General features: G+C 59.4%; 15 protein-coding genes and 1 pseudogene. 4 read left to right on the forward strand and 12 right to left on the reverse strand.

Annotated elements, in window-relative coordinates:
* The first annotated feature begins 97 nt into the window (after positions 1 to 97).
* Both PY650_RS02435 and PY650_RS02440 read left to right on the forward strand, forming a co-directional pair.
* On the forward strand, positions 98 to 1591 hold the full coding sequence (locus PY650_RS02435) for a leucyl aminopeptidase (RefSeq protein ID WP_285877480.1): 1494 nt from the start codon (positions 98 to 100) through the stop codon (positions 1589 to 1591).
* Between the two features lie 32 nt (positions 1592 to 1623).
* Positions 1624 to 2073, forward strand: coding sequence for a DNA polymerase III subunit chi (locus tag PY650_RS02440; protein WP_285877481.1), 450 nt, complete (start codon positions 1624 to 1626; stop codon positions 2071 to 2073).
* 37 nt (positions 2074 to 2110) lie between these two features.
* Here the strand turns inward: PY650_RS02440 and PY650_RS02445 are convergent.
* The 7 genes and pseudogenes from PY650_RS02445 to PY650_RS02475 all read right to left on the reverse strand — a co-directional run bounded on the left by PY650_RS02445 (position 2111) and on the right by PY650_RS02475 (position 10139).
* Positions 2111 to 2655: pseudogene (locus PY650_RS02445) on the reverse strand (GrpB family protein).
* A 56-nt stretch (positions 2656 to 2711) separates the two neighbouring features.
* A complete protein-coding gene (locus PY650_RS02450) occupies positions 2712 to 3635 on the reverse strand; it encodes a Gfo/Idh/MocA family protein (RefSeq protein ID WP_285877482.1) in 924 nt (307 codons plus the stop codon).
* A 207-nt stretch (positions 3636 to 3842) separates the two neighbouring features.
* A complete protein-coding gene (locus tag PY650_RS02455) occupies positions 3843 to 5903 on the reverse strand; it encodes a prolyl oligopeptidase family serine peptidase (protein ID WP_285877483.1) in 2061 nt (686 codons plus the stop codon).
* A 123-nt stretch (positions 5904 to 6026) separates the two neighbouring features.
* On the reverse strand, positions 6027 to 6917 hold the full coding sequence (locus tag PY650_RS02460; RefSeq protein ID WP_285877484.1) for a polysaccharide deacetylase family protein: 891 nt from the start codon (positions 6915 to 6917) through the stop codon (positions 6027 to 6029).
* A 106-nt stretch (positions 6918 to 7023) separates the two neighbouring features.
* Positions 7024 to 8913: an ABC-F family ATP-binding cassette domain-containing protein gene (locus tag PY650_RS02465; protein ID WP_285877485.1), complete on the reverse strand. Its 1890-nt coding sequence runs from the start codon at positions 8911 to 8913 to the stop codon at positions 7024 to 7026.
* 49 nt (positions 8914 to 8962) lie between these two features.
* Positions 8963 to 9469: a hypothetical protein gene (locus PY650_RS02470; protein WP_285877486.1), complete on the reverse strand. Its 507-nt coding sequence runs from the start codon at positions 9467 to 9469 to the stop codon at positions 8963 to 8965.
* A 160-nt stretch (positions 9470 to 9629) separates the two neighbouring features.
* Positions 9630 to 10139, reverse strand: coding sequence for a DinB family protein (locus PY650_RS02475; RefSeq protein ID WP_285877487.1), 510 nt, complete (start codon positions 10137 to 10139; stop codon positions 9630 to 9632).
* Between the two features lie 226 nt (positions 10140 to 10365).
* Between PY650_RS02475 and ndk the strand changes: the two genes are divergently transcribed.
* Entirely contained in the window at positions 10366 to 10788 is a 423-nt protein-coding gene (gene ndk / locus PY650_RS02480) for a nucleoside-diphosphate kinase (RefSeq protein ID WP_285868963.1), read from the forward strand.
* A 73-nt stretch (positions 10789 to 10861) separates the two neighbouring features.
* Here ndk and PY650_RS02485 read toward each other — a convergent pair whose 3' ends face one another.
* Together PY650_RS02485 and PY650_RS02490 are read right to left on the reverse strand one after the other, a co-directional pair.
* Positions 10862 to 11371 carry a hypothetical protein gene (locus PY650_RS02485; RefSeq protein ID WP_285877488.1) on the reverse strand — a complete coding sequence of 170 codons (510 nt, stop codon included), beginning with the start codon at positions 11369 to 11371 and terminating at the stop codon, positions 10862 to 10864.
* Entirely contained in the window at positions 11368 to 11919 is a 552-nt protein-coding gene (locus PY650_RS02490; RefSeq protein ID WP_285877489.1) for a CGNR zinc finger domain-containing protein, read from the reverse strand. The genes PY650_RS02485 and PY650_RS02490 overlap by 4 nt, the downstream gene beginning before the upstream one ends.
* A gap of 64 nt (positions 11920 to 11983) precedes the next feature.
* On the opposite strand from PY650_RS02490, the gene PY650_RS02495 reads away from it, so the two are divergent.
* A complete protein-coding gene (locus PY650_RS02495) occupies positions 11984 to 12880 on the forward strand; it encodes a branched-chain amino acid ABC transporter permease (protein WP_285877490.1) in 897 nt (298 codons plus the stop codon).
* Positions 12881 to 12899: 19 nt separating this feature from the next.
* Here the strand turns inward: PY650_RS02495 and PY650_RS02500 are convergent, their stop codons facing one another.
* From PY650_RS02500 to pgsA, 3 genes are read right to left on the reverse strand one after another with little or no spacing between them, the layout of a single operon-like run.
* Complete coding sequence (locus PY650_RS02500; protein ID WP_285877491.1) at positions 12900 to 13370, reverse strand: molybdenum cofactor biosynthesis protein MoaE; 471 nt, start codon at positions 13368 to 13370, stop codon at positions 12900 to 12902.
* A gap of 5 nt (positions 13371 to 13375) precedes the next feature.
* Entirely contained in the window at positions 13376 to 13630 is a 255-nt protein-coding gene (gene moaD, locus PY650_RS02505) for a molybdopterin converting factor subunit 1 (protein WP_285877566.1), read from the reverse strand.
* Complete coding sequence (pgsA, locus tag PY650_RS02510) at positions 13630 to 14217, reverse strand: CDP-diacylglycerol--glycerol-3-phosphate 3-phosphatidyltransferase (protein ID WP_285877492.1); 588 nt, start codon at positions 14215 to 14217, stop codon at positions 13630 to 13632. Before pgsA ends, moaD begins: the two co-directional genes overlap by 1 nt.
* Positions 14218 to 14407: the final 190 nt, after the last annotated feature.

Genomic DNA, 14407 nt, shown 5'->3' on the forward strand with positions numbered 1-14407 from the left:
CGGAATGTCTCGCCAAAAGCTTGTATTTGATGAGGAAACCTTGAATGATCGAAAGTGTATAATTCTAATTTGCACGACGCTTGTTATCGGAGCAGAAATGTCTGTGAAATTCGAGATTTCCTTTGCCAAATCGGTTCGGTTGAATGGTGGCCTGGCCATTCTACTGAAAGACACGGACAGCGAGATGCCGGCGGGGGCTGAGAGCGCCGATCCGGCGAATGTCTTCTCCAAGGCCGCGCGCATCGCCCGTTTCACCGCCAAGGGTTTGAGCAGCCTTGATATCGTGGCGCCCGAGGGCTCGCCAGTCGATCGAATCTTCGTCATCGGCACCGGCAAGGCGAAGGATCTGAATGCGCATGATTGGCTGAAACTCGGTGGCGGAGCGGCCGCGAAAATCCGCAATGTCGACAAGGTCGCAATCTTTGTCGACGTTCCTGGTGTCGAGGTCGGCGCCAAGGCGGCCGCCGATTTCGCTCTTGGCATGCTGCTGCGGGCCTATAGCTTCGATACTTACAAAACAAAAAAGAAAGACGACGAAGACAATGGCGCGCAGAAGACCGTCAAGGTTACGATCGTCACCTCGAATGTCGTTGCCGCAAAAAAGCTCTTTTCTGCATCGGAAGCGATCGCCGACGGCGTTATCCTGGCTCGCGATCTCGTCAACGAGCCGCCAAACGTTCTCGGTCCGGTAGAGTTTGCCGCCAAAGCTAAGACGCTGGAAAAGTTGGGCGTCGAGGTGGAGATCCTGACGGAGCGTGAGATGCGCCGGCTCGGCATGGGCGCGCTGCTTGGCGTGGCGCAGGGCTCCGTGCGTCCTCCGCGCCTGGTGATCATGCAATGGAAGGGCGGCAAGCCGAAGGATAAGCCGGTCGCCTTCATCGGCAAGGGCGTGGTGTTCGACACCGGCGGCATTTCCATCAAGCCGGCCGCCGGCATGGAGGACATGAAGGGTGACATGGGCGGAGCCGCCGCCGTTACGGGCCTTATTCACACGCTCGCCGCCCGTGGCGCCAAGGTCAACGCCATCGGCGTCATCGGCCTGGTCGAAAACATGCCCGACGGCAATGCCCAGCGTCCGGGCGACATTGTTACTTCGATGTCGGGCCAGACGATCGAGGTGATCAATACGGATGCCGAAGGCCGGCTCGTTCTCTGCGATGCGCTCTGGTACAGCAACGACCGCTTCAAGCCGCAGTTCATGATCAACCTTGCGACGCTGACCGGTGCCATTCTGGTTGCGCTCGGCAATCTGCATGCCGGCCTGTTCTGCAATGACGATAAGCTGGCGAACGAGCTGACGGCCGCCGGCCTTGCCACCAATGAGCGCTTGTGGCGCATGCCGCTCGGCAAGGACTACGACAAGATGATCGACAGCAAGTTCGCCGATATGAAGAATACCGGCGGCCGACATGCCGGTTCGATTACTGCCGCGCAGTTCCTCAAGCGGTTCGTGCAGGAAACGCCGTGGGCGCATCTCGACATTGCTGGCACGGCGATGGGCTCGATCCAGGATGAGATCAACCAATCCTGGGGTTCGGGTTTCGGCGTGCGACTCCTCGATGAGCTCGTTCGCGCGAACTACGAATCGTGACCTACGAAGGTATTTGAGATAGAAGGGACGGCATGACCGACGTTCTCTTCTATCACTTGACCGAATCGAAGCTGGAGGATGCCCTACCGCCTCTGATCGACAAAAGTGTCGAGCGCGGCTGGCAGGTTGCCATCCAGACGCGCGAGCCGGCGCGGCGTGATTCGCTTGACGCCCATCTCTGGACCTATCGCGAGGACAGCTTTCTACCGCACGGCACGGATGAAAGCGAGATGCCGGACAAGCAGCCGGTGTTGCTGACCGTCGCGCCCGACAACCCGAACAGGGCCTCCGTCCGCTTCTTCGTCGACGGTGCCGAGGCGTCAGCCATCGAGACCTATCAGCGTGTCGTCTTCATGTTCGACGGCTACGATCAGGAACAATTGGAAGGCGCCCGAGCGCAGTGGAAGAAGCTGAAGGGCGAGGGGCACAATCTCACCTATTGGCAGCAGACCCAGGAGGGGCGTTGGGAGAAGAAGGCCTAATCATTCCTCTCTGTCCCCACTGGGGTCAAGACAAGGCTCAGTCGAAAGACGCCGCAACGACTTCATCGATAAACGCTTTCTTCGCTTCCGTATAGGCGGCTCGATTGTCGGTATATTCGTCGGCTGGCCCGATCTTCAATGCCTCGTAAGCTTGGGCAAGATCGGATCGGGCGCGGAGCCTGTCGCGGAACAGGATGAAACGGGTCCAATTGGCGCCGCGATATTCGACGATGTGTACGAGATGGGTACGCGTCTCGCCTTTGCTGCCGCGTCCGAAAATATGATCGTCGGGTACGATGTCGTTGCCGGCGTAGTCGTAGCCGAGCGCTTCCATCCATCGTCGAAACGCCTGACGCCGACGCGATATCGATGATCGGCTTGGCCTTGATGGCCGCCATCGACGTACTGCCGAAATGCTGGATATCGAGTGCGAGTTCGCCGAGCACCTTGCGGATGGCGGCTTCTTCCTGCGAATAGGCCTCCTGCCACTGGGCGTTTCGGCGCGGCCAGCGTGACCAGCTTGTGCTTCACACCCTGCCCGAAACTCTCCTCGCTTTCCGACGGCACGACATATCTCCTCATCCATGAAGATGCGCCAGTTTAACATTCGGCGCGGCGCATCTCATGGTTTATGGGGTTTAGTCGTAGAAAACCTCGACGAACTTGCGCTTGCCGAGCATGAAGGCGTCGGCGACGTGGCGAAGCGGTGCGAGGTCGACATCCGACGTGCCGGCTTTGACGATCTCGGCGAAGCGTCGGTACAGCGAAGGATATTCCGCCTCGGGGGCGGTGAACTTCAATTCGCCGTTCACGGAAAGCTTCGAGCCGCCTTCGGAGAGCACCATCTGGCCGGCCTCGGTTTCGGCGACGATATCCCACCTCTGCTTGCCGGTCTGGCGCCAGTCGAATTCGGCGTGTACGGGCAAACCCTCCGCGCTTTTGAAATGCAGGTCGGCAGCGATCGGAGAATCGCGGTTTTCGGGAAATTCCAGGACTGCGCCCGTCAGGAAAAGCGGCGGAAAGATGTGCGTGACGATCGACAGCGCGTTGATGCCGGGATCGAAGACGCCGAGGCCGCCGGCCTGCCAGATCCATTCCTGATTCGGGTGCCAGTGGCGGACGTCTTCCTTCCAGATGACACGGACGCTCTTGATCGTCGTCCCGGCGAGGAAGGCCTTGGCGGCTTCGACAGCAGGTGCATAGCGCGAATGCCAGCTGGCAAACAGGGAAACACCCTTCGCCTTGGCGAGCGTCTCGAGATCGGCCACTTCGCTCAGCGTCGCGCCCGGCGGCTTTTCCAGGAAGACATGTTTGCCGGTCTGGAGAGCCTTGTAGGCGGCCTCGTGGCGGTATTGCGGTGGCATGCAGAGCGAGACGGCATCGATCCCGGGAACCGCGTCCAGCATGGCCTCGATGGATATGAAGGCCGGGATGCCGTCGACCGTGCCATGGCGGCTTGCGGTGGCGATCAGTTTGAAATCCGGATTGTTCGCGATGGACGGAAGATGCTGGTCGCGGACGATCTTGCCGACGCCGACGATCGCGAGGTTGATGGGGGACATGGGGTGTCTCTCGATTAGTATGATTATTTGTATGATCTTTTATCAGAAAGCAGCAGGTGGGCAAGGCCGGGCAAGTGTAATTGCGAGCGATCCACTGGGTGCCGTGCTGGTCAACGCCTAAAACGCCGTCGTCCGCAAGATGTTCAACATCTCCGGCCAACGCCTGGCTGGACGCGCAATCGTACATATTCGCGGCTGCCTAAATATTTAGATGTCGCGCGGCTTCACGATCGTTTCCCGAAGAAAACTGTAGCCTAGCGCTATACGCGCCGCGAGCTGTGTCGATGCGCCGTCGCCGCCATGGCCACCCGAGTGGAATTCGTGGAATAGTGGATGATGACCAAGATCCTCCATGCGTGCAGCAAACCGCCGTGCATGCGAGGGATGAACACGGTCGTCATTGCTGGAGCTTTCGATATAGATCGGCGGGTAGCTGATCTCCGACGCCGGCTTCAGATTCTGCAGCGGCGAATAGGAAAGCAGGTAGTCCCGATCCGTCTGATCGTCTGGATTGCCATATTCATCGATCCAGGCCTGGCCGGCCGGGAAGACATGGAAACGCGTCATGTCGAGCACCGGCACTTGGCACCAGACGGCGCCGAAGTCGCGTGGATAGCGCGTGAGCATCACACCGGTCAGGAGCCCGCCATTGCTGCCGCCATTGCAGGCGATGCGCGACGGCTTGGTGTAGCTGCGGGCGACGAGATCGCGGGCAACGGCAACAAAATCGGCAAAGGCTCTGTGACGGCCATGGGCTTTGGCGGCGCGATGCCAGTTCGGGCCGAGCTCGCCCCCGCCGCGGATATAGGCCTGTACATAGGCGCCGCCCTGTTCGAGCCAGCGGCCGATGACGCCGGAATACTGTGGACGGACCGAGAAATCGAAGCCGCCATAGCCGTACATCAGCACTGGCAGTTCGCCCTCGGCCCACGTCTTTGGCAACACCAGCCGGTACGGCACCCTCGTGCCGTCTTCGGAAGTAGCTTCGAGCAATTCGGAGGTCATGCCGTCGGTATCGAAATAGGCCGGCGAACTTGCGGTGTGAACGAGTTCAAGCGGCTTGCTGCGGTCGGCAAGGTCCAGGCGATAGCAGGAGGGCGGCTGTAGAAAGCCTTCACCGTAGACCTGCAGCGTGTCATCACCGAGATGCAGATCGGAATAAAGCGGCCAGACCGTCACCGTCTGGACATCGGCCGGTAGCGCGATTTCTTGGATCGCCGCATCCGTCTTGGTCAGATCAAAGACGAAAAGGCGCGGCCGCAGGTTGTCCGAAACCACGAACACACACCATTCGCGCATCAGTAGGAATTGCGCCACTGACTGACGTTCGCCGGGCACGAACAGTACGCGCATGGCCTCCGCGCCGGCGTCTGTGGCCTGGGGCGGCAAGGGTTGTATCGCGAGGCTGCCGGCGGGTATGCGCTCATCGGTCTTGGCGAGCCAGAGGCAATAGAAATAGCTGAGCTGGACATCGATATCCTTCGGCAGATCGATGCGTCGCAGTGAAAAATCCTGCTCTTTGACGAAAACGCTGGAACTGCCGATTTGATGGCCTGTGATGAACAGGCGGATCGGTTTGGCCATGCCTTTTTTTGCAATGCCGGCAAGCACCGGATCGAAGACCAGGCACGAACCGTAGACGTCGGTATCGGCGGTCGCGTAGAGCAGGGGTGCCTTCGACGGCAGTTGGCCGCGCTTCAGCCGGCGGCCGACGCGAGGCCAGCCGGAGCGCGTCGAGGAAAGGCGGTCGATAGAGCCGAAATAGGCAATCTCGTCCCGGCTGAGCCAGGTCGCATGGCAACGCGCTGGCGGCGTGTCGAAGCCACCTTCGACGATGCTCTTGGCTTCGCAATCGAACTCCAGGAGACGCCCAAGATCGGAACCGCCGTCTGAGAGGCAAAGCAGTACCCGCGTCGGCTCCCAGGGGCAGGTGATCGCGCCGCGCCAAAGCCAAAGCTTGTTCTCTGCCGCGCAGAACGCATCGAGATCGAAGATCGGCTCCCAGGGCGCGCTAGGCAAGGGGGTGAGATCGGCCGGCAGCCGGAACCACATGCCGAGGGGGTGATTTGGGCTGCGATGGAAGTCGAACAGCCACTTGCCACGTCGTACCGCCTGGATCAGCCGGTCTTCACGCTCTATCAGCGCTTTGATCGCCGCACTATCCGCCTCGAATTCGGGCGTCATCAGCACCTGCTCAGATTGTGCATCCCTCTCGGCGACGAATTGCAGGGTCAGTGGATCGTCGGCATGCTCGAGATAGAGATTCATAAGGTACCTGATACGCCATTGATGAAGTGAATCATATATAATCAAATCAAAATACATTCGGGGAAGCAACAGGGCTTCCCCGAATGTACTAGGTCTCACAGTTTTCGGAGGTTTATCCCGACCTCAGCGCGTATCCCTGATGCTGGCCTCGGCAACCAGATTGGTTGTCGGTACCGAGGTGCCTTTGTACTTCAGCGTCACGACCTTGTAGCCCTCTCTTTCGAGGCGCGCTAAAAGGGTCGGCAGCATGATAGCAGTGCGCTGGTGGATGTCGTGCATCAGGATGATGCCGCGGCCGCGCCTGTGCAGCTGATCCATGGTGCGCGCGACGACAGCAGATGGCGTCGAGTTGAAATAGTCCTTGCTGTCGATATCCACATCCATGACGACGAGGTTACGCATGGCGACCGCGGTGCGCAGGCGCTTGGAATCGGCGAGGTAGGGGAAGCGGAAGAAGGAGACATCCGTGCCGATGACCTTGGCGACCGCGTGTTCGCCGCGGGCGATCTCGGCCATCGCCATGTCGAAGCTCATCTTGTCGAGATCGGGATGGCGGAACGTGTGGCTGCCGACGGTGTCGCCGTCGGCAAAGACCTTGCGGGCGGTGGCCGGGTGCGCTTGCGCCATCTCGCCAACCATCATGAAGGTCCCCTTGACGCCGAATCTGTCCAGCGTCGCAAGGATACGCTCGGTCTTGCCCGGTGCCGGACCGTCATCGAAGCTCAGAATGACTTCCTTGTCGGCGAGCTTGAGGTCGCGCAGCGAGGCAACTTCCAGCGTGCGTCCAGCTAGGTGATGCGGGCTGCCGGTATCGATCGTTTCCCTGGTTTCAAGCTCGGCGCCAGCCCATTTGGTCGGCTCCATGTCGACGGGGTCGTTGGCCTTCAATCGCTTGTGATGGGGCTCTTCCGCGGCATAACCCGTCTTCAACGACGCGTCGTTGCCCGGCTTTGTGGCGCAACCGGCAAGAGATAAGGCCACGGCAAGGCCGGCCAGGAAAAGACGGTAAGGCATGGAATCGCTCAACAATATATGGCAATGAATGTTGGGCGTATTTTTTCCGATTATGGTTAAGGATCGGTTAGGATTGGCGTGGAGATGCCCTAGGAATTAACCGATTCTAACCGGCCATCCCGCTCTCATACTCCGACGAGAGCTCGAGCCACTGCTCTTCGGCAGCGGCAAGCTTTTCCGCCGCGTCGGAGCGCTGTTTGGCTTTCTCGGCTGCCTTGGCAGGCGTCTTTTCATAGAGAGCGGGATCTGCAAGTTCCGCATCAAGCGCCTGAATCAGTTTCTCCAGCTTGCCGGTCAAGGATTCGATTTCGTTGATCTTTTTCTTGAGCGGCGCGAGCGAGGCGCGACGGTCGGCATTTAGCTTGCGCTGATCCGCCTTGGAGACGGAATCGTCGGCACAGTTCGTTTTGGCCTTGTCGTCCCTGGGCTTCGGGCTGGCGACGACGAGGCTGCGATAGTCTTCCAAGTCGCCGTCGAAGTTGGAAACCGTGCCGTCGCGCACCAGCCACAGCCGGTCGACTGTCGCCTCGATCAGGTGGCGGTCGTGCGAGATCAGGATGACGGCGCCGGAATAGTCGTTCAGCGCCTGGATCAGCGCATTGCGGCTGTCGATGTCGAGGTGGTTGGTCGGTTCGTCGAGGATCAACAGGTTCGGCGCATCGAAGGCGGCAAGACCCATTAGCAGCCGCGCCTTTTCACCGCCAGAAAGGTCCTTCACTTGCGTATCCATCTTCTCGGTCGCAAGGCCCATTTGGGCGACGCGGGCGCGTACCTTCGCCTCCGGCGCGTCTGGCATACGGCGGCGCACATGCTCGACTGCCGTCTGGTTTGGGACCAGATCGTCGAGCTGATGCTGCGCGAAGAAACCGATCTTCAGGTTCGGCGCCAGCTTCACATCGCCGCTTTCGGCATTGAGACGACCGGAAACGAATTTCGCGAAGGTGGATTTGCCGTTGCCGTTCGAACCGAGCAGGGCGATACGGTCGTCGGCGTCGATGCGCAGGTTAAGGCGTTTCAGGATCGGCTTGCAGGGCTCGTAGCCGACCGCGCCGCCGCTAATGGCGATGATCGGCGAGGCCGCCTGCTTTTCCGGCTCGGGAAAGCTGAAGCCCATCACATGGTCTTCAATGACGGCGGCGACCGTGCCCATGCGCTCCAGCGCCTTGACACGCGATTGCGCCTGCCGCGCCTTCGTGGCCTTGGCCTTGAAGCGGTCGATAAAACTCTGCAAGTGCTTGCGTGCCGCCTCGTTCTTCGCCTTCGCCTTCATCTGCAGTTCGTCGGCCTCCGCCTTCTGCCGCTCGAACTGGTCGTAGGAGCCACGATAGAAGGTGAGCTTCTTCTGATCGAGATGGACGATGGAATTGACGGCCGTGTTCAGGAGGTCGCGGTCGTGCGAGATGATGATGACCGTGTGCGGATAGCGGCGGATATAGTCCTCCAGCCACAGTGTGCCTTCAAGGTCGAGATAGTTGGTCGGCTCGTCGAGCAGCAACAGGTCCGGTTCGGAGAACAGCACGGCTGCAAGCGCCACGCGCATGCGCCAGCCGCCGGAAAAGGAGGAGGCGGGGCGGTGCTGTGCTTCATGGTCGAAACCGAGGCCAGCGAGGATGCTGGCAGCGCGGGCTTCGGCGGAATGCGCGCCGATATCGGCAAGTCGTGTCTGGATGTCGGCGATGCGATGAGGATCGGTCGCAGTTTCGGCTTCCGCGAGCAGGGCGGTGCGTTCCTTGTCGGCCCTCAGCACAATCTCGATCAGCAGCTCTTCAGTGCCAGGCGCTTCCTGCGCCACCTGACCGATACGGGCATTGCGCGGGATGGAGACCGAGCCGCTTTCGGCGGCTAGATCGCCGGTGATCACGCGAAACAGCGTCGACTTGCCGGCGCCATTCTTGCCGACAAGCCCCGCCTTCGTGCCGGCCGGAAGAGTCACGCTGGCATTTTCTATGAGGAGGCGGCCGGCAATGCGGGCGGAAAGCTCAGAAATTGAAATCATGGCGCGGTTTTGGCCGAACTCCGCGCCGAAGGCAAGAGCCGGAGAGCGCTTAGGCGCGACTGTCGCCTGCTTGAGGCGGCAAGCCGGCACAGTCCTTCAGCCTCTGTGTCAGTTCGGTTTCGTAGAGTAGCAGATTGCTGAGGAACGCATTGAGGCTGTCCATCGCGGCGGTGGCATGCGGCGCCGTCTCGATCTTGCGGGCGAATCTCTGTTTTTTCATCAACCCCTCGGCCAGTTGATCGGCCACCTCACGCAGCATCTCGGCGGCATCGGTCTCCGATTTCCGGGCGACGAGGCCACAATGGCTGACGAGGCGATATTTCAGGCCGATATCGTCGAGACTGGCTTGCGAAGGGGCAGGGCCGAGTGCAGCGATCTCGCTGGCGATCCTGCGATCCGACCCGTGGAGCGCTTCGTGGAAAAGCTGGTAGTTGCGCGGCAGGGCCTTGACCCTCAGCTTGGCCATATAGTGGCCGATCATCTCGAGATCAGTCGCTGCCTCGCTGTCGTCATGGCCGATGGGATATGCTGAAACGCTCGCCTGCGAACTCTTCATGCCTTCTCTCTTTTTCCTGCCGGCTGATATATCTCGTCAACCTGCAGGCTCTCGGGTTAATACGGCATGAACGAAATATCATATCGATGTGATCCTGCAGCAAAATTAGACAATCGAGCAACGCGTGGCTGTATCGCAGGATAGTGGCTCACGCTGAGCTTTACATCCAGCGCTGACCGTCTCCACGCAGGAAATAGATCAGATCGAGACATAGCGAGGGCTTCCCAATTGCCGTCAGTATCATGTGGCACTGGCCGCGGTGGTGGGTCTGATGGTTGAAGAAATGCGTGAGTGCCGGCGCCAACGGATGGGTGATGGTACCTGGCCGGGTAATGGGTGTGTAGGTGATTTCGGCAGCAAGCGCGTCGCTATCGAGCGTATCTAACCAGTGGATGATGCGCAGGTCTTCAGCCTCTCGTGCAACGCGAAGGTCCCTGAGATCGTCATGCAAGATCACGTCCAACGCCTTCGCTGCCTCTCCGGTACCGGTGAAGCGGTGCATCCAGACGCGGTCACCGACCAGCAGATGATTGAGCGTGCCGTGCAGCGAACCGAAAAAGGCGCCGCATTCGTCGCGGTATTCGGCATCGCTGAGTTCAGCGGCAGCATCGTAAAGCAGAGCATTAGCCCAGCGATTGTAGTCCGCGAACATTCTGTAATGTCTAAGCATTCCGACCTCTCCCCTAGGGCAACGAAGCAAGATTAGAATACGAATGGGTCGATAGGGCTGATTGATGCCCATGAAATTTGCTGATGGTTGCCGGCCGCCGCCAGCCCCGCGCCGAATCAGTCATCCAGACTGTGACAGCAGCGTGAAATTGGCGCATCCCCCTTGTTTTCAGGCTGTGGGGCGGGTAAACACCGCCCACTTTTCTCTGATGACAAGGAATTGACCCATGGCGATTGAACGCACTTTTTCGATGATCAAGCCGGATGCAACCAAGCGTAACCTGACCGGTGCCATCACCAAGATTTTTGAGGACAATGGCCTGCGCGTCATCGCTTCCAAGCGCGTTTGGATGAGCAAGCGCGAAGCCGAAGGCTTCTACGCCGTTCACAAGGAACGTCCTTTCTTCGGTGAACTCGTCGAAGGCATGACCTCCGGCCCGACGGTCGTTCAGGTTCTCGAAGGCGAAGGCGCCATCCTGAAAAACCGCGAAATCATGGGCGCGACCAACCCGGCCAATGCTGCAGAAGGCACGATCCGCAAGATCCACGCTCTGTCGATCGGCGAAAACTCCGTTCACGGCTCGGACGCTCCGGAAACCGCGGCGATCGAAATCGCTTACTGGTTCTCCGAAACCGAAATTGTTGGCTGAATCAGTCATTCAGCCTGCGCGCTGAAGCAATTGAATTAACAGAAGAAAGCCGGGGTCAAACGCCCCGGCTTTATCATGCCGGGCAAGCCTCGTCGTGACCATAGTCAACGCTGCCGTCGGCCTTGAATACATCCGGGTTCTTCGTATAGCTCGGGCCGACGACAAGCGGTCTTGTCGGCAGCACGGTCTGGTCGAGATCGGATTTCACTTCGGTCTTGATGGTCTGGAGCGTCTTGTCGCTCGCATCGACCAGCTTGATCGAGACGGAATAGGGGCGGTCCTTGCGCACGCAGCGCAGATCCGGGCTTTCGAGCGTGATCTTGTCCCAGAACGTATAGATCTTCTCGCGCACCACCAGCGGATCGCCACCCATCGGGTTTTCGAATTCCGCGACTGCTGTCGTGCCTTCCGGGATTGGTGCGATCTTCTTCAGCGTAATCATATAGCTCGCGCTCGCGACGCGATAGTTGAAGACGAAGAGCCGGCCGCTGAGCTCAGTCGGGCCGTTATCGGCCTGCCGTTGGCAGCCGGCGAGCGCCAGGCCCGCAATTGCCGCCATCAAAACGATCGCCTTGGTTCTCATGGTGGGCTCTCCTCCTTCTTGCGGCGATAATACCGGTTCGCCTTAGCGCGGTTGCCGCAGACCGCCATGTCGCACCAGGCCCGGCTCTTGTTCTTGCTGCGGTCGATAAACAGCCAGCCGCAGTTGCGGCAGATTTTCATGCGATCCGGATCGGGCATGGCAATCAGCCTCAGCGTGGAATGCACCGTCGCGGCGTCGAGCCCGTCGGACAAGGCGGCGCCTCGCATCACCTTAGACAGCGCCTCCAGCAAATCGGCCAGCAGTCCATCTACGTTACGATCCAGAATGCGGGCGCGGAAATATGCGTCGATCGCCTCGCGCAAGTCGATGAAGTCGGATCTGTTTTCCTGCCCCACCGGCAGTATATCGCCGAACAAAGCCCGCTCGGCACAGAAATTTACTGCCGCTCTTGGAAAGCTCTCCATCTGTCCCGGCGCCTCGAAACGATCGGTGCGCCGCTCGTCGTCATGGCGCAGGATCACGCTGTTGGCGACGTCCAGCGCCAATGCGCCGCCGGAAAATCGATGTGGGGTCCAGGTAAAACTCATGCTTGAAATTATAACTGGTAAAATCGATTTTACTAGTTATTATTCGCCGACGTCCGGAGGTTCCATGGCCTATCTCCTGCAGCAACTGGCGAACGCCGTTCCGCTCGCCGCACTCTATGCGGCGCTGGCTTTCGGCTATGCCGTTGCCTTCGGTGTGATGAAGCGGGCCGATATCACCTATGGTGCCCTTTTTGCCTTTGCCGGCCAGATGCTGGTCCTGTTTACCGACGTCGGCTACACGAGGATCTTTCTCATTCTGCCGGCCGCCCTCGCCTTCGGTGCCGCCATCTCGCTTGCTTATACCTTGGGTTCGAGCTTTCTCATCGGCCGTTCGATCATGTTGCCGCTGTCACGCAAATCGCCCAACACGATCATTGTCGCAGCGCTTGGTATGATGATCATACTGATGGAAACGGCGCGGCTGGCTTCCAACACGCGTGGCATCTGGCTGCCGCCCTTCCTAAACGACATGATCGTCTTCTGGAATAGCGGCGGTTTCCGGGTAACACTGACCGAGATCCAGCTCATCAACACGGCGCTGATGGTTCTCGTGATCCTCGGCGGGGCCTATGTCCTCAGATATACCGGATGGGGCCGTGTCTGGCGGGCGGTGACGGACGATGCGCTGGCCGCCGAGCTTTGTGGCACGAGCGCCAATCGCGTTTTTCTCCTGGCCTATGTTGCCTCGGCACTGGTCGCGACCTTCTGCGGCCTGCTTGCGACTTCCTATTACGGCACGATGGATTTCGGCGCCGGCTTGATGTTCGGGCTGAAGGTATTGATGATCGCCGCTGTCGGCGGCTATTCCGATCCGTTGAAGTCGGCGGGCGGCGCGGCATTGCTTGGCCTGTTCGAGACCATGTGGGGTGCTTACGGACCGTTCCTTTGGCGCGATTTCGTAATCTTCTCGCTGCTTGTCCTGCTGCTGGTATTGAGCCGGCGGGAGCGTGTGGTTCCTTAGAGCAATTGCGGTCCAGAGCCTATTCTTCATCGGCCCATCTGGCCCGCGCGGCATCGTCCGCGTCCTTGGCCGAAACCCAATCGCCTTCCTTGCCGTCTTTGGCATGTTCCTTTTTCCAGAAGGGCGCTGAGGTCTTCAAGAAATCCATGACGAAATTGGCGCCGTCGAAGGCGGCTTGCCGGTGCGAGGCGGCAGCCGCGACGAGGACGATGTTTTCTCCGGGCGCAATCTTGCCGTAGCGGTGAATGGCGGTCAGGCCACCAAGTTCGAAGCGCTCGATGGCGAGCGTCGCAATGCGGGTGATCTCCGCTTCCGCCATGCCGGGATAATGTTCTAGTTCCAGCGCGCCGAGCGTTCCGCCTTCGTCGCGGCAGAGACCGGAGAAGGTGACGACCGCGCCGATATCGCGCCGCCCATCGGTGAGACGGTCGATCTCGGTCTGAAGATCGAAATCCTCGGCTTGAACCCTGACAAACAGCGCGGCAGCCATGGGTATCACCCACCGGTCATAGGAGGAAACAGCCCGATCTCTCGGGCTCCGGCGATCCGCTCGTCATGATCGGCATGTTCCATATCGATGGCCACGCGGATCGCCTCGGGAAATTGAAGCGCCGTCTCGTATTCCTCGCCTAACGTCTTCAAATGATTCAGGAGATCGCCAACGGTAATCACTTCTGCGGGGAGCGAAATTTCTTCCTCACCCTTGCCGATCCTTTCACGCACCCAGGCGAAATAGACGAGCTTCGTCATCATTCTTCATCCACTACATGCTTCAAACCGGCGCGGAAATAGTCATAACCAGTGTAGATGGTCAGCAGTGCTGCGACCCAGAGCAGGACGATGCCCATCTCCGTCGTATAGGGTACCACCTTGTCGCCGGCCGGCCCAGCCAGGAGGAAAGCGATGGCCACTAGCTGTGCGGTGGTCTTCCATTTGGCGATGCGCGTCACCGGCACGCTGACCTTCAGCGCCGCAAGATATTCGCGCAGGCCCGAGACCAGTATTTCGCGGCACAGGATGATGATGGCTGCCCAAAGCGACCAGCCGGCGATGGTGCCGTCGGCTGCGACCAGCAGCAGGATTGCCGAGACGAGCAGCTTGTCGGCTATCGGGTCCAGCATGCGGCCGATATTCGAGGTCTGATTCCAGATGCGCGCGAGGTAGCCATCCAGGAAGTCGGTGATCGAGGCAATGATGAAGATCCACAGCGCAACCCAGCGTGCGAAATCGGAGCTGTCCAGTTTGCCCTCGATGAAAAAGCACAGGACGATCAACGGTACGCAAAGGATGCGGCCATAGGTGAGCAGGTTGGGAATGCTGTATGTGCGCGAAGCCATGGAAATCGTTTCGTTTCGGTTGTCTCACTGGACCAAAATGGCCTTGTCCCTAAGGCGTCATCTCGTCTCAGCTATTTGATTTAGCATGATCTTATCCAAAAACCGTTCCGCACTTTTGGGGATCATGTCCTAGATGGCGGTTCGAGGACCTTACCGTCAATATTGTTTCCGTTTTTTCATCGTCATTGCG

The sequence above is a fragment of the Martinezella calliandrae genome (genome assembly GCF_030272695.1).
GTDB classification, from domain to species: Bacteria; Pseudomonadota; Alphaproteobacteria; order Rhizobiales; family Rhizobiaceae; genus Rhizobium; species Rhizobium calliandrae.

Coding starts and splice junctions, on each gene's coding strand:
- PY650_RS02435 (WP_285877480.1), top strand. CDS start 98: ATGTCTGTGAAATTCGAGATTTCCTTTGCCAAATCGGTTCGGTTGAAT.
- PY650_RS02440 (WP_285877481.1), top strand. CDS start 1,624: ATGACCGACGTTCTCTTCTATCACTTGACCGAATCGAAGCTGGAGGAT.
- PY650_RS02450 (WP_285877482.1), bottom strand. CDS start 3,635: ATGTCCCCCATCAACCTCGCGATCGTCGGCGTCGGCAAGATCGTCCGC.
- PY650_RS02455 (WP_285877483.1), bottom strand. CDS start 5,903: ATGAATCTCTATCTCGAGCATGCCGACGATCCACTGACCCTGCAATTC.
- PY650_RS02460 (WP_285877484.1), bottom strand. CDS start 6,917: ATGCCTTACCGTCTTTTCCTGGCCGGCCTTGCCGTGGCCTTATCTCTT.
- PY650_RS02465 (WP_285877485.1), bottom strand. CDS start 8,913: ATGATTTCAATTTCTGAGCTTTCCGCCCGCATTGCCGGCCGCCTCCTC.
- PY650_RS02470 (WP_285877486.1), bottom strand. CDS start 9,469: ATGAAGAGTTCGCAGGCGAGCGTTTCAGCATATCCCATCGGCCATGAC.
- PY650_RS02475 (WP_285877487.1), bottom strand. CDS start 10,139: ATGCTTAGACATTACAGAATGTTCGCGGACTACAATCGCTGGGCTAAT.
- ndk (WP_285868963.1), top strand. CDS start 10,366: ATGGCGATTGAACGCACTTTTTCGATGATCAAGCCGGATGCAACCAAG.
- PY650_RS02485 (WP_285877488.1), bottom strand. CDS start 11,371: ATGAGAACCAAGGCGATCGTTTTGATGGCGGCAATTGCGGGCCTGGCG.
- PY650_RS02490 (WP_285877489.1), bottom strand. CDS start 11,919: ATGAGTTTTACCTGGACCCCACATCGATTTTCCGGCGGCGCATTGGCG.
- PY650_RS02495 (WP_285877490.1), top strand. CDS start 11,984: ATGGCCTATCTCCTGCAGCAACTGGCGAACGCCGTTCCGCTCGCCGCA.
- PY650_RS02500 (WP_285877491.1), bottom strand. CDS start 13,370: ATGGCTGCCGCGCTGTTTGTCAGGGTTCAAGCCGAGGATTTCGATCTT.
- moaD (WP_285877566.1), bottom strand. CDS start 13,630: ATGACGAAGCTCGTCTATTTCGCCTGGGTGCGTGAAAGGATCGGCAAG.
- pgsA (WP_285877492.1), bottom strand. CDS start 14,217: ATGGCTTCGCGCACATACAGCATTCCCAACCTGCTCACCTATGGCCGC.